This is a genomic window from Hafnia alvei, from assembly GCF_034424155.1.
Classification (GTDB): Bacteria; Pseudomonadota; Gammaproteobacteria; order Enterobacterales; family Enterobacteriaceae; genus Hafnia; species Hafnia alvei.
Window position 1 is genome coordinate 800,737 of the sequence record NZ_CP139992.1, and the last position, 24,845, is coordinate 825,581.

Annotated in this window: 21 protein-coding genes; 13 read left to right on the forward strand and 8 right to left on the reverse strand. The window is 50.4% G+C overall.

Translation table 11 applies throughout. The features are described 5' to 3' along the window. The 5 genes from U0008_RS03710 to galR form a co-directional block, all read right to left on the reverse strand. Positions 1-936 (reverse strand): respiratory chain complex I subunit 1 family protein, encoded by a 936-nt coding sequence (locus U0008_RS03710; protein WP_025801576.1) that lies wholly within the window; start codon positions 934-936, stop codon positions 1-3. Positions 937-946: 10 nt separating this feature from the next. Continuing rightward, a complete protein-coding gene (locus U0008_RS03715; protein WP_043491043.1) occupies positions 947-2,854 on the reverse strand; it encodes a proton-conducting transporter transmembrane domain-containing protein in 1,908 nt (635 codons plus the stop codon). Further along, positions 2,851-3,465 (reverse strand): 4Fe-4S dicluster domain-containing protein, encoded by a 615-nt coding sequence (locus U0008_RS03720; RefSeq protein WP_025801574.1) that lies wholly within the window; start codon positions 3,463-3,465, stop codon positions 2,851-2,853. The genes U0008_RS03715 and U0008_RS03720 overlap by 4 nt, the downstream gene beginning before the upstream one ends. 622 nt (positions 3,466-4,087) lie before the next feature. Beyond that, positions 4,088-5,086 (reverse strand): LacI family DNA-binding transcriptional regulator, encoded by a 999-nt coding sequence (locus U0008_RS03725; RefSeq protein WP_043495777.1) that lies wholly within the window; start codon positions 5,084-5,086, stop codon positions 4,088-4,090. Positions 5,087-5,125: 39 nt separating this feature from the next. Next, entirely contained in the window at positions 5,126-6,133 is a 1,008-nt protein-coding gene (gene galR, locus U0008_RS03730; protein WP_121626101.1) for an HTH-type transcriptional regulator GalR, read from the reverse strand. A gap of 707 nt (positions 6,134-6,840) precedes the next feature. Here galR and aas point away from each other — a divergent pair. Both aas and lplT read left to right on the forward strand, forming a co-directional pair. Beyond that, the gene (gene aas, locus U0008_RS03735) at positions 6,841-9,009 is read left to right on the forward strand and encodes a bifunctional acyl-ACP--phospholipid O-acyltransferase/long-chain-fatty-acid--ACP ligase (protein WP_043491056.1); all 2,169 of its coding nucleotides are present in this window, start codon (positions 6,841-6,843) and stop codon (positions 9,007-9,009) included. Further along, the gene (gene lplT, locus U0008_RS03740) at positions 9,006-10,214 is read left to right on the forward strand and encodes a lysophospholipid transporter LplT (protein ID WP_043491058.1); all 1,209 of its coding nucleotides are present in this window, start codon (positions 9,006-9,008) and stop codon (positions 10,212-10,214) included. Before aas ends, lplT begins: the two co-directional genes overlap by 4 nt. 45 nt (positions 10,215-10,259) lie before the next feature. On the opposite strand, the gene U0008_RS03745 is transcribed toward lplT, so the two are convergent. Beyond that, on the reverse strand, positions 10,260-11,300 hold the full coding sequence (locus tag U0008_RS03745; RefSeq protein ID WP_043491060.1) for an NADP(H)-dependent aldo-keto reductase: 1,041 nt from the start codon (positions 11,298-11,300) through the stop codon (positions 10,260-10,262). A gap of 322 nt (positions 11,301-11,622) precedes the next feature. Here U0008_RS03745 and phoA point away from each other — a divergent pair, with 322 nt between their 5' ends. Both phoA and U0008_RS03755 read left to right on the forward strand, forming a co-directional pair. Then, positions 11,623-13,014, forward strand: coding sequence for an alkaline phosphatase (gene phoA, locus U0008_RS03750; protein WP_043491098.1), 1,392 nt, complete (start codon positions 11,623-11,625; stop codon positions 13,012-13,014). 205 nt (positions 13,015-13,219) lie between these two features. Further along, positions 13,220-14,053, forward strand: coding sequence for a hypothetical protein (locus tag U0008_RS03755; protein ID WP_043491064.1), 834 nt, complete (start codon positions 13,220-13,222; stop codon positions 14,051-14,053). 54 nt (positions 14,054-14,107) lie between these two features. On the opposite strand, the gene U0008_RS03760 is transcribed toward U0008_RS03755, so the two are convergent. After that, the gene (locus U0008_RS03760; RefSeq protein WP_121626102.1) at positions 14,108-14,824 is read right to left on the reverse strand and encodes a TerC family protein; all 717 of its coding nucleotides are present in this window, start codon (positions 14,822-14,824) and stop codon (positions 14,108-14,110) included. A gap of 100 nt (positions 14,825-14,924) precedes the next feature. Continuing rightward, positions 14,925-15,611, reverse strand: coding sequence for a DNA mismatch repair endonuclease MutH (mutH, locus tag U0008_RS03765; RefSeq protein WP_043491100.1), 687 nt, complete (start codon positions 15,609-15,611; stop codon positions 14,925-14,927). 711 nt (positions 15,612-16,322) lie between these two features. Between mutH and rppH the strand changes: the two genes are divergently transcribed. The 9 genes from rppH to nlpD all read left to right on the forward strand — a co-directional run bounded on the left by rppH (position 16,323) and on the right by nlpD (position 24,830). Continuing rightward, positions 16,323-16,859: an RNA pyrophosphohydrolase gene (gene rppH / locus U0008_RS03770; RefSeq protein WP_025801564.1), complete on the forward strand. Its 537-nt coding sequence runs from the start codon at positions 16,323-16,325 to the stop codon at positions 16,857-16,859. Positions 16,860-16,871: 12 nt separating this feature from the next. Next, the gene (gene ptsP / locus U0008_RS03775) at positions 16,872-19,118 is read left to right on the forward strand and encodes a phosphoenolpyruvate--protein phosphotransferase (protein ID WP_043491103.1); all 2,247 of its coding nucleotides are present in this window, start codon (positions 16,872-16,874) and stop codon (positions 19,116-19,118) included. 176 nt (positions 19,119-19,294) lie between these two features. Beyond that, positions 19,295-19,639 carry a cell division protein FtsB gene (ftsB, locus tag U0008_RS03780; RefSeq protein ID WP_025801562.1) on the forward strand — a complete coding sequence of 115 codons (345 nt, stop codon included), beginning with the start codon at positions 19,295-19,297 and terminating at the stop codon, positions 19,637-19,639. 117 nt (positions 19,640-19,756) lie between these two features. Then, positions 19,757-20,467: a 2-C-methyl-D-erythritol 4-phosphate cytidylyltransferase gene (ispD, locus tag U0008_RS03785; RefSeq protein WP_043491068.1), complete on the forward strand. Its 711-nt coding sequence runs from the start codon at positions 19,757-19,759 to the stop codon at positions 20,465-20,467. A gap of 86 nt (positions 20,468-20,553) precedes the next feature. Then, positions 20,554-21,027: a 2-C-methyl-D-erythritol 2,4-cyclodiphosphate synthase gene (gene ispF / locus U0008_RS03790; protein WP_025801560.1), complete on the forward strand. Its 474-nt coding sequence runs from the start codon at positions 20,554-20,556 to the stop codon at positions 21,025-21,027. 3 nt (positions 21,028-21,030) lie between these two features. Then, positions 21,031-22,077, forward strand: coding sequence for a tRNA pseudouridine(13) synthase TruD (gene truD / locus U0008_RS03795; protein ID WP_025801559.1), 1,047 nt, complete (start codon positions 21,031-21,033; stop codon positions 22,075-22,077). Next, complete coding sequence (surE, locus tag U0008_RS03800) at positions 22,058-22,819, forward strand: 5'/3'-nucleotidase SurE (RefSeq protein ID WP_025801558.1); 762 nt, start codon at positions 22,058-22,060, stop codon at positions 22,817-22,819. Before truD ends, surE begins: the two co-directional genes overlap by 20 nt. Further along, positions 22,813-23,445 carry a protein-L-isoaspartate(D-aspartate) O-methyltransferase gene (locus U0008_RS03805; RefSeq protein ID WP_025801557.1) on the forward strand — a complete coding sequence of 211 codons (633 nt, stop codon included), beginning with the start codon at positions 22,813-22,815 and terminating at the stop codon, positions 23,443-23,445. Before surE ends, U0008_RS03805 begins: the two co-directional genes overlap by 7 nt. A gap of 407 nt (positions 23,446-23,852) precedes the next feature. Next, a complete protein-coding gene (nlpD, locus tag U0008_RS03810) occupies positions 23,853-24,830 on the forward strand; it encodes a murein hydrolase activator NlpD (RefSeq protein WP_080723909.1) in 978 nt (325 codons plus the stop codon). The last annotated feature ends 15 nt before the right edge of the window (positions 24,831-24,845 follow it).

The window sequence follows — 24,845 nt, forward strand, 5'->3', positions numbered from 1 at the left end:
TCACGCAATTAACCATGATAAGAACGCCATTGCCGCCAGACCGAAACCGGCCCAAGTGGTGTAAGACGTTTTCAGGAAGCGCAAACGGGCAACGCTGTTTTCAAACAGGGCGATAAGGGCAATCCCAACCAGCAGTTTGATAAAGGCAACCACGATCGCCAGAACCAAAGCACCCGCGCTGAAAGTGGCCATTTGGCCCCAAGGGACAAAAACGCCGATGAAGAGTTGCAGAACAACTAACTGCTTAAGGCTGATGCCTAATTTCAGCACGGCAAACGCCGAACCGGAATATTCGGTCAACGGACCTTCCTGCAATTCTTGTTCGGCTTCGGCCATATCGAAGGGCAGTTTGCCCATTTCGATAAAGGTGGCAAATGCACAGGCCAGAAGTGCCAGTACCAGAGCCAGTGAGGAATTCACGTCCCAGTTCAGTACGTGGAAACTCATCACGCCCAGATTTGTTGAACCTGCCAGTAGTGCTGCAACCCAAAGGCCTAGCATGAGAATCGGTTCAACTAAAATGCCCAGCATGGATTCACGGCTAGCGCCGATACCGGTGAAGGTGCTTCCGGTGTCTAAGCCTGCAATCGCAAAGAAGAAACGCGCAACGGCAAACAGATATACCACGGTAATCAAATCACCAATCGGTGATAGCGGACTGATGACGGTGACAATCGGCAGGGCCGTCGCGATGGTGAGCATGGTGCCAACCATCACATAAGGCATCATCTGGAAGAACACGCCTGAAGCCGCTGGAGAAATATTTTGTCGTCTAAACAGTTTAAAAATATCGCGGTAATCCTGAAAAATATCAGGGCCGCTGCGGCTGTGAATTTTGGCACGCAGCACGCGGGAAATTCCGCTAAATAACGGAGCCAGCGCCAACAGGGCTAAAGCCTGAATCAACGCCAGCGCAAGGATAGAAAGCGAACTCATGTCATTCTCCTCAGGCGAAAATCGCCACTAGCAGCAGGGCGAGTTCAATCACCGCTAACGCTGGATAAACGCGCATTGCACCGTCACGCAGCAGACCACCGAACACAGGCGCGGGGTTACAAACTTTACGTAGGCGATAGATCGGGGCAAACATCACGCGCAAAGGCTGAGCGAAGCCGGTTGCCGTAACCACCATTTCCGCTTCGTGCCCATAACCACAGGCCCATGCATCACCGTGGCTACGGCGTGGCAGGCGTGAGTTTTTGTACATACCCACGAGCAGCATTGGCAGAATCGGGAAGGCCAGCATCAAAATGGCGATCATCGGTGTTGAAAGCAGAGTGGTATTGGTGGTGCCAGAAATCATCACCGCGCCCTGTGTCATTTGATGCGGATCGAGCATCAAGCCCAGAGAGCCTGCCGCCATTTGCAGCATATATGGCAGAACCCAAGGTGCGCCGATACCAAATGCCAAACAGCCAATCGCTAGCAATACCGGAGAGAAAAGCATGGAAGCGGGTGCGCAGCCAGCATTCGCTGCACCTTCACTGCGTGGTGCGCCTAGGAACGTTACGCCGAAGATTTTCGCTACGCACATCACGGCGAGTGCACCGGTGATGGCCAGAACTACCATTACCAGCGGAGCGATAATTCGCATGCTCACCGCGGAAGAGTGGCTCAGCGAGAATAGGGATTGGTAGGTAAACCATTCGCTGACGAAGCCATTAAGCGGGGGAAGTGCCGCCATCGACATCAGACCAATTAACATCGCCGTTGCGGTTAACGGCATACGGCGAGCAACGCCGCCCAGTTTCTCGATATCTTTCGCGCCTGTGCTGCGGATAACCGCTCCGGCACCGAGGAACAGCACGCCTTTAAACAACGTGTGGTTAACCATATGGAACAGGCCAGCCATCAAACCGAGTACCGCCAACGTAGGTTTACCCAGCGCTAAGCCGAGCACACAGGCGGAAAGCCCTAGCAGAATAATGCCGATGTTTTCTACGGTGTGATAAGCCAACAGGCGCTTGATATCGTGCTCCATCAGCGCGTACAAACCACCGATAAAAGCGGTTAACGCACCGACGATCATCAATGCGGCGCCCCACCACAGCTGCGGCATGCCCAGCCAGTCGATGCTCAGTTTCAGCAAACCAAACAGACCGACTTTCAGCATCACGGAAGAAATCAGCGTAGCGGCATGGCTTGGTGCGCTAGAGTGAACCTGTGGGATCCAACCGTGAAGCGGTACTAAACCAGAAACGATGCCAAAGCCCAGTAAGCCCAGCACAAAGACCCATGAAGCTAAGCCACGGCTCAGGTTTGCCAGATGGAATTCGCTTAACGCCAAGGTGCCGCTATGACGGTAAATAATCCAAAATGCGGCAATGATAAGCACAGTGCCTAAACGCGACATCAGCCAATATAAGCTTGCTGCCTTACGCGCTTTGGCATCCTGCGACTGCCACACCAGCAACGCGGTGAACAGCGTCATCAGTTCTAACAGTGCAACAAACATAACGGCGTTATCGGTTAGCACTAACAGGCTGATAGCCGCGCTCAACAGGTTCATTAAGCAACCAATCAGTGCGGCTTTCTTCGGGGCATAACCCTTGAGATAGCTAAACGCATAAATGCCGCACAGCAGGCTCACCGCGGAGGTCAGCAGCAGCATGAGGCTGTTGAGCGTGCTGAACAGCACCGGCGTGTGATTAAACAGGTTAGCGCTAACGATTTCAGGCGTAAACGCCAGCCCTTGGCAAGCACTCCAGGTTCCTGCAACGCCCGCAACCAATGCACCTAGCGCTGCAACGCGAGCGCCAATCCAGCCTGAACCTGTTGCACCTAATAGCAACGCCAGAATGGCTGAAATGAGATAAATGCTGAGCGCGAAACTCAATAATTCAACGGTATTCATTGTGCGTCGGACCCCTCTGAGAATGAGCTAAACATCATCAAATCGGCATCCATTGCGTCCATCGCGTTTTGGCGTTTGGCCGCGCTCGCCTGAGACAGTTGGTTATCATCAACTAGCATGATGGCGTGAGTAGGGCAGGCACGAACGCAGGCAGGCCCTTGTTCGCTGAACTGACATAAATCGCATTTCACTGCGATGCTACGAATACCGGGATACCAATCTAAGAATGGGCTGATGCCGCGCTTGTTTGGCGGTGCGGGCAAGGCTTTTGGCGTATTGCTGTTGGCTGGAATGTGCAAAGGCTTGCTGCCGTTCATGGTGATAGCACCGAATGGGCAGGCAATACCGCACAGCTTGCAGCTCACGCATAGGCTTTCATTCAGCTGAATGGCGTCGTCGGTATGGGTAATCGCATTGACCGGGCAAACCTGTGCGCATGGCGCGTCTTCACAGTGATGGCACATGACAGGCACAGAATCGTGATTGTCTTTAACCACCACCAGACGCGGCTCAGTCTGCAGGCCATAAGTCTTATGCTCTTCAGAGCACGCGGCCATACAGGTGTTGCACCCGATACATAATCGGGGATCCGCAATAACAAAGCGGTTCATGTTCAGTCCTCTGGTTCAGACTACAAAAAGTAAAATTCCTCCTTGTTAAGCACAAAACGTGCCAGTAGGCTTTATTTATAATTTAATTGTTATTTTTCAATTTGATGTGAAGTGTTTTATTGTGATTTTTGTGTGTCGGAAGTGTGTCGCTGTCGACACTTGGAGGAGGGTTCGACATTAGTGTCGAAGGGCTTACTCTACTATCGATTCGGTATGTTTGGGTAATGACCCCACCCTAACCCTCCCCTTGGCAGGGGAGGGAATTGTTCGGTGGTGTCTGTAAGAATCTCGATCGACCCCTTCCCCTGTGAAGGGGGAGGTTGGGTTGGGATATTTTCCCTTTGGCAGGGGAGGGAACTGTTCAGTGGTGTCTGTAAGAATCTCGATCGACCCCTTCCCCTGTGAAGGGGGAGGTTGGGTTGGGATATTTTCCCTTTGGCAGGGGAGGGAACTGTTCAGTGGTGTCTGTAAGAATCTCGATCGACCCCTTCCCCTGTGAAGGGGGAGGTTGGGTTGGGATATTTTCCCCTTGGCAGGGGAGGGAACTGTTCAGTGGTGTCTGTAAGAATCTCGATCGGCCCCTCCCCCTGCGAAGGGGGAGGTTGGGAGGGGGTAGTACACGTTATTTGCGGTTAATGACCGACTCTCTCACCTTCAACTCTCCAACAAACGGTTTTACCGGCTCAACGATTTCGCCATTGCTTAAGCGCAGCGCTTGCTCAATCGCGGTGGAAATCATTTTATCGATAGGCAAATACACCGTGGAAAGCGATGGCTGTAAATATTCCGCACTAGGTTCGTCATCAAACCCAAACAGAGAAACATCATCAGGAACGCGTTTCCCCGCCTGATGGAGTGCACGCAGAGCACCGATCGCCATATCATCATTGCAGGCGAAAAGGGCGGTAAAGGATGGGTTCTTTTCGAGAAGCTCGCGGCAGGCGTGGTATCCGCCTGCGATGCTGCTATCGCTAAAGGCAACAAAATTATCACGATAGGCGATGTGGTTTTGCTCTAAAGCTTCTCGATAGCCTGCTAAGCGTGACTGCCCCGTTGGGGTATTGATGGGGGCCGTGATACAGGCGATATCGTGATGGCCGCCAGCAATCAGATAGTTGACGACTTCGCTGGCGGCTTGCTGTTGTTCGAAAACCACACAACGCTCGCGAGCCTGAGGAAGGTTGCGGTTAATCACCATCAGCGCGGGGTGCTGACTGATTAACTGCATAAGCGCAGGCTCTTCCATAAAACGCGTATAGAGAATGATGGCATCGCAACGACGATCAATCAGTAGACGAACGGCTTCAAGTTCGCCTTCAGGTGTGTCGTGACCATCGGTAACAATCATGTGTTTACCGCTGGCTTCAATAAGCTGGGCAGCTTGGCGCAGCAGTCGGCCAAAGTAGGGGCCATCAAAGTTAGAGATGACTAAACCAATGGTATTGGAGGTCTGATTCGCCAATGCTTGCGCCAGTAAATTGGGCCGATAGCCCAACTCTTCGACCGCTTTAAATACCGCAATACGGGTGCTCTCTTTAACCTGACCGGTATTATTTAATACTCGGGAAACAGTGGCCTTGGAGACGCCAGCCTGTCGCGATACATCCAGCATGGTAATCATGAATACGTTCTCTGCATTAGCCGCAAAACCTTGAGTCTATCATACCGAACGCGGTGTAGAGACCGAGTGACGACATACTAGCGTGGGGCTGAACATATTCGTGGTTTCTGGCAGCGGCGATGACGTTGATAATGCCAGCGCCAGTTCTGCTGCCTGCGTTGCCATGGCGACCACGGGATAACGGATCGTGGTTAAGCGCGGGCGTAGATAGCGTGATATCAGCACGTCATCAAACCCTATTAACGAAATTTGCCCTGGAACGTCGATGCTGTTGTCGCTCAGCACCGATAGCGCGCCAGCTGCCATAGGATCGTTATAGCAGGTCACGGCGGTTACTGCTTTTCCGTGGCCAAGCAGCTCAGTCATCGCCTGTTCGCCACCGATTTCATCCGGTGAACCGTAGGCGATCAGCCTGTCGTCAACCGGAATATGATGTTCGTGCAATGCGTCTAAATATCCCTGTAGGCGATCGTGCGCATCGGAGATAGGGTGGTTTGAACAGATGCAGGCGATGTTTTTGTGCCCTTGCTGGATCAAGTGACGCGTAGCGAGCCAAGCACCGTAACGGTCATCCAGTGCCACACAGCGCTTTTCGAATCCCGGTAATGTACGGTTGATCAATACCATTCCCGGAATTTGCTTCATGAGATGCGCCAGCTCTTCATCTGGGATCATCTTGGCGTGAACCACCAGCGCCGCACAGCGATGTCGGATCAATTGCTCAATCGCCTGACGTTCTTTATCGGCGTTGTGGTAACCGTTACCAATCAATAAAAAGTTACCGGTGGCATAGGCGACCTGCTCAACCGCTTTGACCATCGCGCCAAAAAAGGGGTCAGAAACGTCAGATACAATTAAGCCAATCGTTTCAGTCGATTGCTGAGCCAGCGCGCGGGCATTGGCATTGGGATGATATTGCAACTGTTCCATGGCAGACATCACGGCATTGCGTGAGCTGTCGCTGGCTTTAGGTGAATTATTGATAACGCGAGAAACCGTGGCTACGGAAACACCCGCGAGTTTGGCAACATCCTTTATGGTAGCCATGGGATTATCCAAAAATACAGTGTGGGGAAGCGGTTACACGCCAGTGTTGCGGAAAACCCCCGCCGCCGCAAGTCCCGTGCGATATCGGTTTCTAGGGATATGTCTCAGAACGACAGAAATAACACCGCTAGTTACATTTTGCTCACGAATGTTGCGATTCACAGCTGGTAGCGAATGGAACGACGTTTTAACCTAAATATCCCAGAGGTATTGATTGGTGCGATTTCAGTACATTTGTGACTGAAGCCAATGTTTACACCGACCTACGCGGATGCGTAGGTTTTTTTTTGTTTCCCCTGCGTATTTGGAGCTGCTGCTGTGTTGGCAGCGTTCTCCACTTTTTCCGGTATTTCCCTGAGGTGTTTCGGGTTTGAAAGGTATTTTACATATCGTTGCATTTTGAATGGTTATCTTGCGATAAATGCATAGTGATGCAGCCGAATGTCTTCTACATTAGCCGTCCCAGAGGTATTGATTGGTGGGTTTTTCAGTGCATTTGCTACTGAGCCAATAAATTACACCGACCTACGCGGATGCGTAGGTTTTTTTTTGCCTCAATCCTGCCGTAACTTCTTATCGTGCGTTACATACTCTTAAAATATGATTATTTCTTATCTGTTTCCTGAAAAAATATCAGGGCTTTAGTATGCTCAACGAAAATATGCGTGATATTTATTGCGTATAACCTTTGAACATAGGGAGATGTCATGATTTTCCGTTTTTTCCGCGCTTTGTTTCGCTTGATATTCCGCATAAAAATTACCGGTCTTGAGCACTCTTTCAAGCATGAAAAATTGCTCATAACGCCCAATCATGTCTCATTTTTAGACGGCGTTTTAATGGCGCTTTATTTGCCCATTAGGCCTGTATTTGCCGTTTATAGCTCGATTGCTGATAGCCGGTACATGCGTTTTATCAGCAAGTATGTGGATATTGTGGCGCTCGATCCTACTAAGCCGATGGCGATTAAACATCTGATCCGTCTGGTTGAGCAGGGACGTCCGGTGGTGATTTTCCCTGAAGGGCGTATCACCGTGACCGGCTCGATGATGAAGATTTATGATGGTGCCGCGTTTGTGGCGGCGCGATCAGGTGCGGCGATTATTCCCGTTCGAATTGAAGGCGCAGAGTTTACGCCGTTTGGTCGCCTACGCGGGCTGTTTAAAATCCGCTGGTTCCCTCAGATCAGTATTCATATTTTGCCGCCAACGCATTTGGCCATGCCCGAAGCACCGCGTGCGCGCGACCGTCGTTTGTTAGCCGGTGAGCATCTGCATGACATCATGATGAAGGCGCGGATGGATTCTCAGCCGCAGCATACTTTATATCAGGGGCTGCTGGCGGCAATGACCCGCTACGGCGCTTCCAAACCGATTATCGAAGACATCTCTTTTAAAGAAGATAGCTACCGTACGCTATTAAAAAAATCACTAGGGGTAAGCCGTATTCTCGAGCGATTCACCACGGAAGGTGAGCACGTGGGTATGTTGTTGCCGAACGCAACGATTACAGCCGCCGCGATTATTGGTGCCACCATGCGTAACCGCGTTCCCGCATTGTTGAACTACACTGCGGGCGTTAACGGCGTGAAGAATGCCATGTTGGCTGCTAACATCAAAACCATCGTGACGTCGCGCCAGTTTTTAGAAAAAGGCAAGCTGACGCATTTGCCCGAGCAGGTGACCGAGGCTAACTGGGTCTATCTGGAAGATCTGAAAGATACCGTAACGCGCGATGATAAAATTTGGATTATCAAACATTTGCTGCGGCCTGAACGCGCGATGCTTCCCCAAAAGCCGGATGATGCCGCGCTGATCCTGTTTACCTCAGGCTCTGAAGGCTATCCAAAAGGCGTGGTGCATTCCCACGCTAGCCTGATGGCTAACGTTGAGCAAATTCGTACCGTGGCTGATTTTACGCCTGCGGACCGTTTTATGTCGGCCTTACCGCTGTTCCATGCCTTTGGTTTGACCGTTGGCTTGTTCACGCCGTTGATGACCGGCAGCCGCGTTTTCCTCTATCCAAGTCCTTTGCATTATCGCGTAGTGCCGGAACTGGTCTACGATCGTAACTGTACCGTGCTGTTTGGTACCTCAACCTTCTTGGGGAACTACGCGCGTTTTGCTCATCCTTATGATTTTGCTCGCTTGCGTTACGTGGTGGCTGGCGCTGAGAAACTATCGCCACATACGGCGCAGGTTTGGCAGGACAAATTTGGCATTCGTATTCTGGAAGGCTATGGCGTGACCGAATGTGCGCCAGTGGTGGCGATTAACGTACCAATGTCGACGAAGGTCGGCAGCGTTGGCCGAATTTTGCCATCGATGGAAGCGCGCTTAATGAAGATTACTGGCATAGAGCAAGGCGGGCGTTTACAGCTACGCGGGCCAAATATCATGAAAGGCTATCTGCGAGTCGAGAATCCTGGCGTGCTGGAAGTTCCACAGGCGGAAAATGCTGACGGCGTGATGGAAGCGGGCTGGTATGACACCGGTGATGTGGTCACGTTAGACGATAGAGGCTATTGCGTTATCCGCGGGCGCGTTAAGCGTTTTGCGAAGTTAGCGGGCGAAATGGTATCGCTGGAAAGCGTGGAGCAGCTGGCCTTAAAAGTGTCTCCCGATCATGAACATGCAGCGTCGTCGCGTAGTGACAGCAGTAAAGGCGAAGCGCTGGTGTTGTTTACGACCGATGCTGAATTAAGCCGTGATCGCTTGTTAAAACAGGCGCGTGAAAGCGGTGTGCCAGAACTTGCCGTGCCACGCGATATTCGTTTCCTTAAACCATTGCCGGTGTTAGGGAGCGGGAAAATTGATTTCGTTACCCTACGCCAAATGGCCGAAAACAAAGAGACCGCAACCGGAGAAACAGCATGAGTGATGCAGTAAGTCCGACAGCGCCGCTGTTAAACCGCAGCATGAAGGCGGTGATTCTGGCGCAGTTTTTCTCGGCGTTTGGTGATAATGCGTTGTTGTTTGCCACGCTTGCGGTGATCAAACAGCAGCTCTATCCCGATTGGAGCCAGCCGGTTTTACAGATGGCGTTTGTGGCGACCTATATCATTCTTGCCCCGTTCGTGGGGCAGTTTGCCGACAGTTTCTCCAAAGGCCGAGTCATGATGGTCGCCAATGCGCTGAAACTGCTGGGCGCGTTGGTTATCTGTTTCGGCTTTAATCCATTCTTGGGATATACCCTGGTGGGCATTGGCGCGGCGGCTTACTCTCCGGCGAAATACGGTATTCTCGGCGAGATCACCAGTGGCGATCAGTTGGTGAAAGCGAACGGGTTGATGGAGGCCTCCACGATCGCGGCGATCCTGATTGGATCGGTGGCTGGCGGTATGATGGCTGATCTCAATGTGATCGCGGCATTGGCACTATGCGTATTGGTTTATGGCGCAGCGGTGGCGGCTAATTGGTTCATACCGAAACTAAAAGCGGCGCATCCCGCGCAGTCATGGAATCCTGCCCGTATGGTGTCGATTTTCGGCAATGCGTGTCGGGTGTTATGGAATAATCAGGAAGCACGTTTTTCGCTGATTGGCACCAGCCTATTTTGGGGAGCCGGTGTTACGCTGCGTTTCCTGCTCGTGCTGTGGGTGCCAGTGGTGCTGAATATCACGGATAACACCACACCAACCTTGCTGAACGCGATGGTGGCGGTCGGGATTGTGATTGGCGCGGCGGCGGCGGCGAAACTTGTCACGCTAACTACGGTGAAACGCTGTCTGCCTGCGGGTGTTTTGATTGGCGTTGTGGTGGCGTGGTTTGCAATGCAAAGCAGCCCATCGGTTTCTTATGCGCTGTTAGTGCTGGTGGGGATTTGCGGCGGCTTCTTTGTGGTGCCGCTAAATGCGTTGCTGCAAGAGCGTGGAAGGCACAGCGTAGGCGCGGGTAATGCTATCGCGGTACAGAATCTAGGTGAAAACACCGCCATGCTGCTGATGCTAGGGTTGTATTCGCTGGTGGTGAAAATCGGTGTCCCTGTGGTGGGGATCGGTGTGGGCTTTGGCGTGGTCTTTGCCTTGGCAATCGCGGGCGTCTGGGGATGGGACGTGGTGCGTAGAAAACGCAAAATTTAAATGGTTTTAAGTGCCCTCCCGGTAAAGGGAGGGCCGTTTTAGCACTTATGGTGCCGGATAAGTAAAGCGGCTATGGATCTCATCAATAGCTTTCAGCACATCTTCGTTGAGCACCAAATTTCTGCTTTCAATATTACTCTTCAACTGTTCCTGCGTGGTTGCGCCCAGCAAAGTGCTGGACACAAATGGCTGCTGACGCACAAACGCCAATGCCATCTGCGCGGGATCTAACCCATGTTTTTTCGCTAGTGCCACATATTCAGCAACGGCACCTTCGGTTTGTTTGCTGGTGTAGCGAGTGAAACGGCTAAACAGGGTGTTACGCGCCGTGGCGGGTTTTGCCCCGTTGAGGTATTTTCCGCTTAAGGTGCCGAAGCCTAAGCAAGAATAGGCCAACAGCTCAACGCCTTCATATTGGCTGATTTCCGCTAATCCCACTTCAAAACTGCGATTGAGCAAACTGTAGGGGTTTTGGATGGAAACGATACGCGGCAGATCGTGTTTTTCTGCCAGCTGTAGGTAACGCATGACGCCCCAAGGCGTTTCGTTAGAAACCCCGATATAGCGAATTTTACCTGCACGAACTTGCTCAGACAGTGCTTCTAAGGTTTCTAAGATCGTGACTGCGGGCTTCTGTTCGGTATAGCGGTAACCCAGCTGACCGAAACAGTTGGTTGGCCGCTGAGGCCAATGCAGTTGGTAAAGATCGACATAATCGGTATTGAGCCGCTTTAAGCTGGCATCCAGCGCGGCGCGTATATTTTTACGATCGAGAGCTTGTTCAGGACGAATACCGCTGTCGTTGTTACGCACAGGCCCGGTGATTTTCGTCGCCAGCACAATTTTCTCACGGTTGCCTCGTTTGGCTAGCCAGCTGCCAATATAGGACTCGGTCAGACCTTGAGTTTCTGGGCGAGGCGGCACCGGATACATTTCTGCGGTATCAATCAGGTTAATTCCGCTGGCAATCGCCAGATCGAGTTGTGCGTGGGCATCAGCTTCGCTGTTTTGTTCCCCGAACGTCATGGTTCCTAAGCCCAGTTCGCTAACTTCCAGCGAGCTGTGTGGAATGCGGTGATATTGCATAGCTGAGCATCCTTCATGTATGGAACGTGTTCTTAGAGGATGGAACGTCATCCTCATTTTATTTCTGCTACTACTTTAGCAAGATTATATGGGCCTATACCCTTCATACTTGAAGCAACTCCAACTCCAATTATTTTGGGTATATATTTACCTCGATATTTCGAGATTACGCCACATTGTCATATTTCTAGAACAACTCCGTCACAAAACCTTCACTAAGCCTTCTTATACTGCCTGCATCTTGAAGCGCGAAGCGTATATGCAGAGTATTTATTTACAAGGAGATAGTGAAGTGGCCTCTAATAAAATTTTTTCGTTATCGATGTTAAGCCTGATGATGTTAATGCCACCGGTGCAGGCCGCTAATCCGGCTGTCGCTGATTTAACGGCGCGAGCAGCCCAAGGGGATATCACCCAGTTTGGTGGTGCACGACGCATGACGCAGGATCAAACGACCGCACTCATTGCTTCTTTAAGTAATAAAACGGCTAAAAATGTCATTTTGCTGATTGGCGACGGTATGGGGGATTCTGAAATTACCTCTGCGCGTAACTATGCCGAAGGCGCTGGCGGCCAATTTAAAGGAATTGATGCCTTGCCGCTGACGGGGCAATACACGCATTACTCTTTGGATAAGAAAAGCCATAAACCAGACTATGTCACAGACTCTGCGGCTTCAGCGACCGCATGGAGCACCGGCGTGAAAACCTACAATGGCGCTCTGGGCGTAGACGTGAACGGTAAGTCTCATCGCACCCTATTAGAAATTGCGAAAGCGGCGGGAAAAGCCACGGGCAACGTCTCAACGGCAGAATTGCAGGACGCCACGCCTGCGGCACAGGCATCTCATGTAACCTCACGGAAATGCTATGGGCCAAGTAAAACGCTGGAACTGTGCCCAGGGAATGCGTTGGAAAATGGCGGTGAAGGCTCTATTACCGAGCAGCTTTTAAAAACCCGTGCCGACGTGACGCTGGGCGGTGGGGCCAAAACTTTCTCTGAAACGGCAAATTCAGGCGATTGGAAAGGCAAAACGCTGATGCAGCAGGCCGAAGGGCTTGGCTACCAGGTGGTCACGAATCTGGATGAGTTAAACAAACTGAGCATTGCTGACCAGCAAAAGCCGGTTCTGGGGCTCTTTTCTGAAGGCAACATGCCGGTACGCTGGCAGGGGCCAAAAGCGACCTATCACGGGAATCTGGATGGCGCGCCGGTAACCTGTAGCGTTAATCCTGAACGCAGCGCTTCTACGCCGACGCTGGCGCAGATGACAGAAAAAGCGATTTCGTTGTTAGATAAAAATCCAAAAGGTTTCTTCTTGCAGGTAGAAGGGGCGTCGATCGATAAACAAGATCATGCTGCTAATCCCTGTGGGCAATTCGGTGAGACCGTTGACTTAGATGAAGCGGTACAAAAAGCATTAGAATTTGCGCGCAAAGAGGGCAATACCTTGGTGATTGTGACCGCAGACCATGCCCATTCCAGCCAGATTATTGCACCCGATAGTAAAGCGCCGGGGCTGACTCAGGCGTTAACGACCAAAGATGGTGCGGTGATGGCGATTAGCTACGGCAATTCTGAAGGTGACTCACAGGAACATACGGGAACTCAGCTTCGTGTCGCAGCCTATGGGCCACATGCGGGTAACGTGGTTGGCTTGACCGATCAAACCGATCTGTTCTTTACCATGCGTAATGCGATGGGAATTAAGTAGCTGTTTATACTTATTATATAAGGAATAGCATTGGTCATTGGGTGGGGTTCCGCCCATATTTAACGGTGGGGAGGTGGGTGCTTCTTGGCACGCCTCCTAAAAAATAGATGGCGTTTAGATAAAGTAACTCTGCGGTAATACCTTATTGCATGTTATGTTTTGGCTATAAGTATTTTCATAGGCAGTATGTATTGCGCGTTATCTTATGAAAGAAAATAGTCCAGCAGATAAACAATCCCTTATTGAAAATGAAGTTGGAGAGCATCTCCGTTTTTATCGACTTTGCGGGATAATGGCTGCAGCAAGTGTCGTATTTATTACCTTACTAACGGTATTGGTGTATCCGGAAAGCATGCATGAAAATGCCTACCGCGTCGCTTGTCTGGTGTATGGCCCTGCAACACTTCTTTTACTCCTCGGCATGTTTAAATATCCAACGGTATGCAGTTGGATATTATTCGCTGCTTTTCACGCCATGCTGCTGTATTTATTTATTGATGGCACGACGTTTAATCTCGTTATATCGACATTGTTTTCGTTATTCTTTTTATTCGGTGTTGTTGCGAATACCCAATTCTATCGTGGTATCGAACGACCGCTGTGGCTGGCGCAGCGCAGATGCAAACCAGTTGGGTTACTGTGTTTTATTGCATTACTGGCGGCTTTACTGAGCAGCGGGTATGCGTTTCGTTGGATTGAAAAGAAAAAAGAAGATCCGCTGCAGTGGATTGAATATCGCCGTGAAATGCTGAAACGCTATGTGGATACGACTCCGCAAGCTGATACTTCAGACAGCATGTTTAAGCTGCGTCGGGTCAGGTTGGAAGGGAAAACGCTGGTGTTTGTTTTCCGTGTTATTCCGCCATCGGATGAGCCGATTGAAAGCACTTTAGCCAAACATGCCAAAGATGATTTTATTGCACACTGCAAAGAGAAAGGAATTCGCCATTACAATATGAAAATCATGTACGTGTATCACGTTGAGCAGCTCGAACATATCTTTGTAATGGATAAGAAAGACTGTGCCCGATTAAGCTAATAAAAAAGGAGAACGAGAGTTCTCCTTTTTTATTTGTGTATGAATAATCTGATGTTAATCGGTGCTTTTTTCTTTTTTGCTGCGTAGCAAATTCAGCGCTTCAACCGTCATCGAGAAGAACATCGCAAAGTAGATGTAACCTTTGGGTACATGGATGCCGAAGCTTTCAAGAATTAGGGTAAAGCCAACCAGTATCAGGAAGGATAGCGCTAGCATTTTTACCGATGGATGGCAGGCAACAAATTCGCCGATTGGGCGAGCGGCAAACATCATCACGCCTACTGCAATCACCACCGCAGCCATCATAATAAAGAGATGATCTGAAAGGCCGACGGCGGTAATTACCGAATCCAAGCTGAAGATAATATCCAGCAGCATGATTTGCACGATGGCACCTAAAAACGAATGGACGTTGGTGGTAATGTCTTCGCCACCGCCCTCAATGGTTTCGTGGATCTCTTTTATCGCTTTATAAATCAGGAACAAACCACCCAACAGCAAAATGAGATCGCGCGTGGAAACGGCATGGCCGAATGCGCTAAAGAGTGGGTGCGTTAAGCGAACAACCCACGCAATGGAAGCTAACAAGCATAAACGCATCCCCATTGCCGCCAGCAGGCCGATGCGGCGGGCTTTGTTTTGCTGTGCTTTAGGAAGTTTGGCGACAACCAGAGATAAGAAAATAATGTTATCAATGCCAAGGACGATTTCTAGAATAGTCAGCGTGCCGAGCGCTAACCAGGCATTGGGATCCACAATCCATTCAAACATGACTCAGTACTACCTAAATAAACGATAAACGAAGATTATACGCTTTCTTGACCGTTCAGGGATCCTATGAACGTAGTGAAATGCTTAAGCGAGTTTGGCGTTATAGCAGAAAGTGGCGTGCGAGCAGGGCTGCGGTGAAGTTTTTCTTGAGGTAAAAACCTCGAGGGAGCGTGAGTATGGGTTCCCCATGTTCACCCGTGGCTTCGGTCAACGCACGGCTGTTGGCCGCTTTAGGTCTGATTTGTAGCACTTCGCCGTGGCGGGCGGTAATGCGCTCTACTTTGCCCAACACGATCATATCCATCAGCTCTTCCCAATCGCGCTTAAGCTGTTCGTTTTCCTCTTCATTGGGTGTCCACAACAACGGGCTGCCCACTCGGCGCTGTTCCAGTGGAATCTGCCGTTCGCCTTCAACGGGGATCCACAGAACGCGCTGTAGTTTGTGACGAACATGGCTTGATTCCCACGTTACGCCGCTGTTTCCCGTTAAGGGCGCTACGCAAACGAAGGTGGTTTCTAATGGTTTTCCGCGGCTGTCGATGGGGATGGTTTTGAGCTCAACGCCTATCTCGGGAAAGTCTTGCTCAGGCTTACTACCCGCGCTGGCACCGAGATATAACTCTAACAGCATGCCAACCCAACCCTTATCTCGCTTCAAATCGCGTGGAATAGCGATATTCGCTCTAGCCGCGAGTTCACCCAATGTATAACCGGCCAGTGACTGGGCGCGATTTAACAGTTGTTGCACATTTTCAGGCGTGGTGGTGGGGAGTGGAGGTGTCGTCATCGTTGAAATTTCACTAATTTTAATAGAACTCACGATTTGGTTAAAAAATGAACTGCACGCTGTGAGTAAAATTTGATGCCGAGTTATTTGCACCGAGCAGGAAATAATACCATGATTCATAAAAGAAATTATCGAAATTTTCTTTTATGCCGCAATTTCAAAAATTTGTTGTGCAAGACTAGACACCGACAATGAACAGGATCTTACACCTATTTATCCACAGATTTTTGGGATAACCCATTTATTTACCGATCACTGGTTTGATTTACAGGCTTGACGTAGGGGGTTTTTTGGGAAATTGCCGTCTCAGTGTGCAAGTTTGGCGAATAAGCTGTGGATAAAATCGCCATTGGACGATCTTTGAACAAGCTAAGATCCAAACCGTGCATAGGTCACATTTTTGCTTATTGGTGATATGATTGTTTCTACCTATTTAACTGATATATAAGATTAATGTCAGGATATGTAAAACGAGTTGTTTTGAGCTATCCAAAGGTTTACACCCTTTCCCCTGAAGTTCTACACAAATATATCCACAGAAAAAGTGAATAAAAACGGTGTTGGGGAGCAAACAATGTTTATAACTATGGATGAATCTGTGAGTTATCCCAATGTTATCCGTTTTTTACCCGATTTAATGCGGTGGTTTACCACCACAGGGGAGTGTGAAACAATCAGCCTATCTTGCGAATTTGCTATTGAGGTAGTCCAGTGATCGATGATGATGGCTACCGCCCGAACGTGGGTATCGTAATCTGTAATCGGCAGGGGCAAGTACTTTGGGCCCGTCGCTTTGGTCAGAACTCTTGGCAGTTTCCTCAAGGGGGAATTAATCCTGGAGAAACCGCCGAACAGGCGATGTACCGCGAACTGTTTGAGGAAGTGGGGCTGGGGCGAAAGGACGTTAAAATTCTTGCATCAACCCGTAACTGGTTACGCTATAAATTACCTAAACGTTTGGTGCGTTGGGATACAAAGCCGGTTTGTATCGGCCAGAAGCAGCGTTGGTTCTTATTGCAACTGATGTGCAATGAGTCAGAAATCAACATGCAGAGAAGTAGTACGCCTGAATTTGATGGCTGGCGCTGGGTCAGTTTTTGGTATCCAGTGCGTCAGGTTGTCTCATTTAAACGCGATGTATATCGTCGGGTGATGAAAGAATTTTCGCCCGTGGTCATGCCATTACAGGAAGTGTTGCCGCCAACGACGCGCCCATCATCTCCTGCTTATCGCCGTAAAAGAGGTTAAGTGGCTTTAATCATGCTCACGCGTTTGCGGGAAATCGTTGAGAAGGTGGCTGCGGCCACCAGTCTGACTGATGCATTGGAAGTGCTGGTTGATGAGACGTGTCAGGCAATGGATACGGAAGTTTGTTCGATCTATTTGGCTGATAACGATCGTCAATGTTATTACCTGATGGCGACGCGTGGTTTGAAAAAGCCACGCGGACGTGTGGTGACGCTCGCTTTTGACGAAGGCATCGTTGGGTTAGTGGGGCGTTTAGCCGAGCCAATTAACTTGGCTGACGCACCGAGCCATCCCAGCTTCAAATATGTTCCTAAGGTAAAAGAGGAGCGCTACCGCGCTTTTCTCGGCGTGCCGATGATTTATCGCCGTCAGCTGCTCGGCGTTCTGGCCGTACAGCAGCGTGAATCCCGCCAATTTAATGAAACCGAAGAGTCGTTTTTGGTAACATTGGCGACTCAGTTAGCCGGGATCCTTTCTCAGACTCAGCTCAACGGTTTGTTTGGCAAGCTGCGACAGAGCAGGATCCGTGCGATCGCAGCCTCTCCCGGAATTGCCGTGGGTGAAGGCTGGATGGATGTCAGCCAACCTTCGCTTGAACATGTCTATCAAGCTTCAACCCTAGACAGCGTTAGTGAACGCGAGCGTTTGACGCAGGCCTTGGAAGAGGCGGCGGCAGAATTTCGTCGCTTCAGCAAACGTTTTACGGCTAACTCGCAGAAAGATAGCGCGGCCATCTTCGATCTCTATTCGCATCTGATCAATGACGCGCGGCTTAAACGCGAGCTCATGAATGAGATCGACGCAGGATCCGTCGCTGAATGGGCAGTCAAACAGGTGATTGAGCGTTTCGCCGAACAGTTTGCCAGCTTGCAAGATCCTTATATGCGCGAGCGCGCCAGTGATTTGCGTGCGCTTGGGCAACGTTTGCTTTTCCATCTCGATGATAACGCGACCGGCATTAACCAATGGCCAGAGCGTTTTATTCTGGTTGCCGATGAACTCACCGCGACGCTTTTAGCTGAGGTTCCGCAGGAGCGGATGCTTGGCGTGGTGGTACGTGACGGTGCGGCAAACTCACATGCCGCCATTCTGGTACGCGCCATGGGCGTGCCGACGGTGATGGGGGCTGATATACAGCCTGCGTTATTGCATGAGCGTCAGCTGATTGTTGATGGCTATCGCGGTGAGGTGTTGGTGGCACCGGATCCTGTGTTGGTGCATGAATATCAGCGCTTGGTGAGTGAAGAGATCGCGCTCAGCAAAATGGCGGAAGACGACGCCGAAAAACCCGCGCAGCTCAAAAGCGGTGAACGCGTGCAGGTTATGCTCAACGCCGGTTTGAGCGCGGAGCATGAGCAACGCCAAGATAGCCGTGTTGATGGGGTTGGCTTATACCGCACTGAAATACCGTTCATGTTGCAAAGCGGTTTCCCATCGGAAGAAGAGCAGGTTGCGCAATATCAAGGGATGCTGCAAATCAATCCCAATAAGCCCGTAACGCTACGCACGCTGGATATTGGTGCGGATAAACAGCTGCCCTATATGCCGATCAGCGAAGAGAATCCAAGCCTTGGATGGCGCGGGATTAGGATCACGCTCGATCAGCCAGAGATCTTCTTGGTTCAGGTCCGTGCGATGCTGCGTGCTAACGCGGCCAGCGGCAATTTAAACATTTTGCTGCCGATGGTCACCAGTCTTAGCGAAGTGGATGAGGCAAAACGCCTGATTGAGCGAGCAGGTCGCGAAGTGGAAGAGATGATTGGCTATGCGCTGCCGAAGCCGCGTATTGGCGTCATGCTTGAAGTTCCCTCACTGATTTTCTTGCTGCCGTTTTTGGCCGAGCGCGTAGATTTCATCTCTGTGGGCACCAACGATTTAACCCAATATTTGCTGGCGGTTGACCGTAATAATACGCGGGTAGCATCGCTCTATGACAGCCTGCATCCGGCTATGTTGCGCGTACTCAACCAAGTGGTTAATGAGTGTGATCGTCTGAATTTACCGATTAGCGTATGTGGTGAAATGGCGGGTGATCCTATGGGCGCGCTGTTATTGATCGGTATGGGCTATCGAAACCTCAGCATGAATGGTCACAGCGTTCCTCGCATAAAATATCTGCTGCGAACGATTGAGCTGGAAGATGCGCGCTTTTTAGTTCAGCGAGTGCTGGAAAATCAAATGTCGACTGAAGTTCGTCATCTCACCGCTGCTTTTATGGAAAGGCGTGGGCTGGGTGGCTTAATTCGCGGTGGCTTGTAATTATTTTGTTTTATTTTCCAACTATTGCTTATGAATAATCCTAAACTATTCACGGTGATGAGTTCTTCTTATACGGATCTGATAAAGAGAAATCTGTATAACGCAGTAATTTTCCCTTGAGTGTGGAGTCTCACTAAAAGTTGTGGGATGATTGTGCGGTTTTTCAGGGGGCGTGAATGGGTAAACTAACGCTATTATTATTGATACTGTTGGGCTGGCTGCAATATTCATTGTGGATCGGCAAGAATGGTATCCATGATTATGTGCGCGTAAAAGAAGATGTTGCGAGTCAGCAGGCTAATAATGGCAAGCTGAAGTCTCGTAACGATCAACTCTTTGCAGAAATCGACGATCTAAATGGCGGGCAAGAAGCCATTGAGGAACGCGCACGCAACGAACTTGGTATGATAAAGCCTGGCGAAACGTTTTATCGTCTGGTTCCAGAACAGGCAAAGCATAATGGTGGAGCAACTCAGTCTTCTCCAACGCCTTCGTTCTCATCGTCTACGGCACGAAACTAGCCTCGAACATCGTTTTTCGTTCACTCATCATGTCCGTTAGTTTAGTTATGTCATTGGACCTAACGTCATATCCATGATCTTCATTACAATAATCTTGATAAGAACAAACTGATAAGTATGAGTGATCCTGACGTGTCTACACTCCTCCCCATTGTTGCCGTTGTACCGGCGGCAGGCGTTGGCAGCCGAATGCGTTCGGCCTTCCCTAAGCAGTATTTGACCATTACGGGAAAAACGATCCTTGAGCATTCGATCGCGGCGTTACTATGTCATGCCGAGGTTGAGCGGGTGATTGTTTCTATCAGCCCCGACGATGGCTATTTTAACGATCTGCCGTTAGCCAACGATCCTCGCATTCAGGTTGTCTTTGGCGGCGCCCAACGCGCAGATTCGGTTTTTGCCGGTTTGAAAGCGGCGACGGATGCCGCATGGGTATTGGTACATGACGCTGCTCGCCCATGTTTACACCAAGAAGATCTCAGCCAGCTGTTGGCGTTGCGCCATACCTCTAAAGTCGGCGGTATTCTTGCCGCACCGGTGCGTGACACCATGAAGCGCGCAGAAGCGGGCGCTGGTTGCGCGATTGCGCACACGGTCGATCGTGAGGCGCTGTGGCATGCGCTGACCCCTCAGTTTTTCCCCCGCGAATTGCTCATGATGTGTCTGGAACGTGCGCTCAATGAAGGCGCTAACGTGACAGATGAGGCATCGGCGTTGGAATATTGTGGTTATCATCCACTGTTGGTGTCTGGCCGTTCTGATAATATCAAAGTGACAAGGCCAGAGGATTTTGCTTTGGCTGAGTTTTATTTATCCCAGCGTACTTAATTGTTTGGTACGTGGTTTTTTTGCACTTGCGATAACTCTACGATGTTTTATTTCATTACCACACTGCCTCCAAAGGAGAATGCTTGATGAGAATTGGCCACGGTTTTGATGTTCATAAATTTGGTGGCGAAGGCCCTCTGATCATTGGCGGCGTGCGTATCCCTTACGAATTTGGTTTGCTGGCGCATTCAGACGGTGACGTTGCCTTGCATGCTGCTACTGACGCGCTGCTTGGCGCCGCTGCGCTGGGCGACATTGGTAAACTTTTCCCCGATACCGATCCTGCGTTTAAAGGTGCGGATAGCCGTGAGCTTCTGCGTGAGGCGTATCGCCGTATTCGCGCGAAAGGATACCGTTTGGGCAATCTCGATATTACGATTATTGCTCAGGCTCCAAAGATGGCGCCGCATATCCCGCAGATGCGCGTGAATTTGGCGGAAGATTTAGAGTGCCATATGGATGACGTCAACGTTAAAGCGACGACCACAGAGAAATTGGGTTTTACCGGCCGCGGTGAAGGCATTGCCTGTGAAGCTGTTGCACTGTTGATTAAGGAGTAACGCGTGGATTTTGATGCACTTCATTATTTGCACGGGCGCCCACGTGGAACGGGGGTTTTAAAAGCGTTCCCAGAAGACTTCTTTGTTTCGGAAGATTTGGGGTTTGAGCCCGACGGCGAAGGTGAGCATCTGCTGGTGCGCATTCGTAAGGAAGGTTGTAACACGCAGTTTGTTGCGGACAATTTGGCTCGCTTTGCCAAAATTCCACAGCGTTCAGTGAGTTATGCTGGCCTAAAAGACCGTCATGCTGTTACCGAGCAGTGGTTCTGCCTACATCTGCCGGGTAAAGAATCACCGGATTTGAGTCAGTTCATCTTGGAAGGCTGCCAAGTGGTGCGCAGTGCGCGCCATTTACGTAAGTTGCGCATTGGAACGTTGAAAGGCAATACGTTCCGCTTGGTGCTGCGCCATATTACCGATCGCGATGATGTCGAGCAGCGTTTGCAGGCCATTGCATCGGAAGGTGCTCCAAACTATTTTGGCGCGCAGCGCTTTGGCCGCGGTGGTAACAATCTGGTTCAGGCCGCAAAATGGTCGCGTAATGAAATTCAGGTTAGAGAGCGACCTAAACGTAGCTTTTATCTGTCTGCAGCCCGTAGTGCGATGTTTAACCAGATCGCTAATAAGCGTTTGGAACAGGGCTCTCAGCGTCAGGTGATGCTGGGCGATGCCATGCAGTTAACGGGTCGTGGTAGTTGGTTTGTGGCGAATGCCGAAGAGCTAGATAGTCTACAGCAGCGAACAGACAGCGGTGAGCTACAAATTACGGCAGCGTTGCCGGGCGATAACGATTTGGGTACGCGTGATTTAGCCGCAGAGTTTGAGCAACAGGCGATTGCCGAATATGGCGATTTACTGGCGCTGGTTAAGCGTGAGCGCGTGGAATCTGCGCGTCGAGCTATGCTGGTCAAACCGCAGGAGATGAGCTGGTCTTGGTGGGACGATGCTACGGTAGAAGTTGAGTTTGCGCTTCCAGCAGGCAGCTTTGCTACCAGTATCGTGCGTGAGTTATTTAATCAGGAAAACCCTAATGCGGATCTTGCTGAGTAACGATGACGGCGTGATGGCTCCGGGCCTGCAAACGTTGGCGGCAGCGCTGCGTGAGTTTGCTCAGGTGCAGGTCGTTGCCCCCAATCGTAATCGCAGCGCTTCTTCAAATTCATTAACGCTCGAGTCGCCGCTTCGTATTGATACTTTGGCGAACGGTGATATTAGCGTGATCGACGGTACGCCGACCGACTGCGTTTATCTGGGCGTGAATGCTTTAATGCGGCCTCATCCAGAAATTGTCGTATCGGGTATCAATGCGGGGCCTAATCTGGGTGACGATGTGATTTACTCGGGAACCGTGGCCGCGGCAATGGAAGGGCGACACTTAGGTTTTCCTGCGCTGGCGGTTTCACTTGATGGTTTCCAGCATTATGATACGGCGGCTCAGGTTACATGTCGCCTGCTGAAGGCATTGGCCGCGCACCCTTTACGCACGGGGCGCATTCTCAATGTGAACGTACCTGATTTGCCTTTGTCACAGATTAAAGGCATTAAAGTGACGCGCTGTGGTAGCCGGCATCCGGCTGATAAGGTGATTCATCAGCATGATCCACGTGGCCGCGATCTGTACTGGATTGGGCCTCCGGGCGCGAAACACGATGCAGGGCCTGATACTGATTTTGCCGCCGTCGAGCAAGGTTACGTATCTATTACGCCGTTGCAGGTGGACTTAACGGCGTATCACGCGCAGGATTTGCTTTCTTCGTGGCTTGAACAGACTAAGGTCGGTGAGGAATGGTAGATAGACGTGTGCTGACCTTATTGCAGCAGTTGATGCAGCAAGGGATCGGTGATGAGCGGGTGCTGAAAGCCATGGCTGAAGTTCCGCGTGAAAAATTCATTGATGAGGCCATGTCTCACAAGGCCTACGACAATACGGCCTTACCGATAGGCTTAGGCCAAACTATCTCTCAACCCTATATGGTTGCGCGTATGACGGAGTTGCTCCGCGTTGGGCCAGAGTCTAAGGTGCTAGAAATTGGCACCGGTTCTGGCTACCAAACTGCGGTACTGGCACATCTCGTACATCACGTATTCTCGGTTGAGCGGATTAAAAGCCTTCAGTGGCAGGCTAAAAGACGCCTTAAGCAGCTGGATTTACACAATGTGTCCACCCGCCACGGTGACGGTTGGCAAGGATGGGCATCGCGCGGGCCATTTGACGCAATTATTGTTACCGCTGCGCCGCCGGAAATCCCTGAGGCATTGCTAACACAGTTAGCCGATGGTGGACGCTTGGTTCTGCCAGTAGGTGAATTTGATAAAACTCAGCAGCTACGCTGTGTTCAGCGGCGTGGAAATGATTTCTCCGTTGAGTCGATTGAACCCGTGAGATTTGTGCCACTCGTTCAGGGTGAGTTAGCCTGATTTTTTCAGCCATGCCCCCTATTTTTTATCGTCGGGCATCGGCTATGTTTTGTGCATCAAGGCGAGTAATCGAGAACATATCTGCTATGTTAAATCTACATAACGATTTTTCTTATTGATTCGCATTTGACCCGCACTCTGTTTTTAGTGTCCAATTCATTACTTATTGCCGTATATGATTGGAAACTAAATGCAGCAGGTGAGGCTTTTGATCGTGACCTTGCCTGATTTTTTGTCTTGTTTTGTATTTCTTCGCTAACCCAATGGTTGGGCTAGCGGGTTCAGAGCGCGTAAAGTTCTGGTTACTTGAGGCTGTGGCTATCGGTAATTCAGACGGATAAGAGACTGAATATGTTGGATATCGCTGATTTTGCTGTCATGGGGGAAGCATGAGCATGGGAAGCCCGATGATGAAGTGGCGCCAGGTAGCGGCGTGTACTTTGATTACGTTATGGTTAGCTGGTTGTTCGTCAGATAATAGTTCTGCGCCGATAAGTTCGGTAAATGGCGGCGGCAATGGCCGTATGCTGTCAAATGGTGGAAATACCAGCATGGCCCAGTCCGGTGACGGCGGACGCATTGTATACAATCGTAGCTATCAGAATATTCCGAAGGGAAGCTATAACGGCGGCACTTATACCGTAAAACGCGGCGATACACTTTTTTATATCGCTTGGATCTCAGGAAATGACTTCCGCGATCTTGCAGAGAAAAACAACATTCCTGCGCCGTACAGCCTCAATGTTGGCCAAACAATCAAATTAGACGCCAACAGCAACAGCGGTGGAATGCTTGCTGCTAATGATGGAACCAGCGGAGTCCCTACGCAACCATCAAGTGGTCAAATTAAGAGCACAGGTGTTGATTCTCAATCAACCACAGCGTATTCTGACAATTCGGGTAAACAGAATGTTGGCAAAATGTTGCCTGCATCTACGGCTACAGCGGCGACAACGACTGCTGCAGCAACAGTTCCGAACTCGTCAGCCAGTAGCGTAAGCAGCAGTGCTCCAGTTGGAACCTGGCGCTGGCCTACTGACGGTAAAATTATCGATAACTTCTCTTCTGCCGAAGGTGGAAATAAAGGCGTCGATATTGCGGGTTCACGCGGCCAGTCGGTGGTCGCCACGGCTGATGGTCGTGTGGTATACGCCGGCAACGCGCTGCGTGGTTACGGAAATCTGATCATCATTAAACATAATGATGACTACCTGAGCGCCTATGCCCATAACGACACGATGCTGGTCCGGGAACAACAAGAGGTTAAGGCGGGTCAAAAAATTGCAACCATGGGGAGCACCGGAACCAGCTCAGTAAGATTGCACTTTGAAATTCGTTACAAGGGGAAATCCGTAAACCCGCTGCGCTACTTGCCGCAGCGATAGTCGGGGCAGAATCGC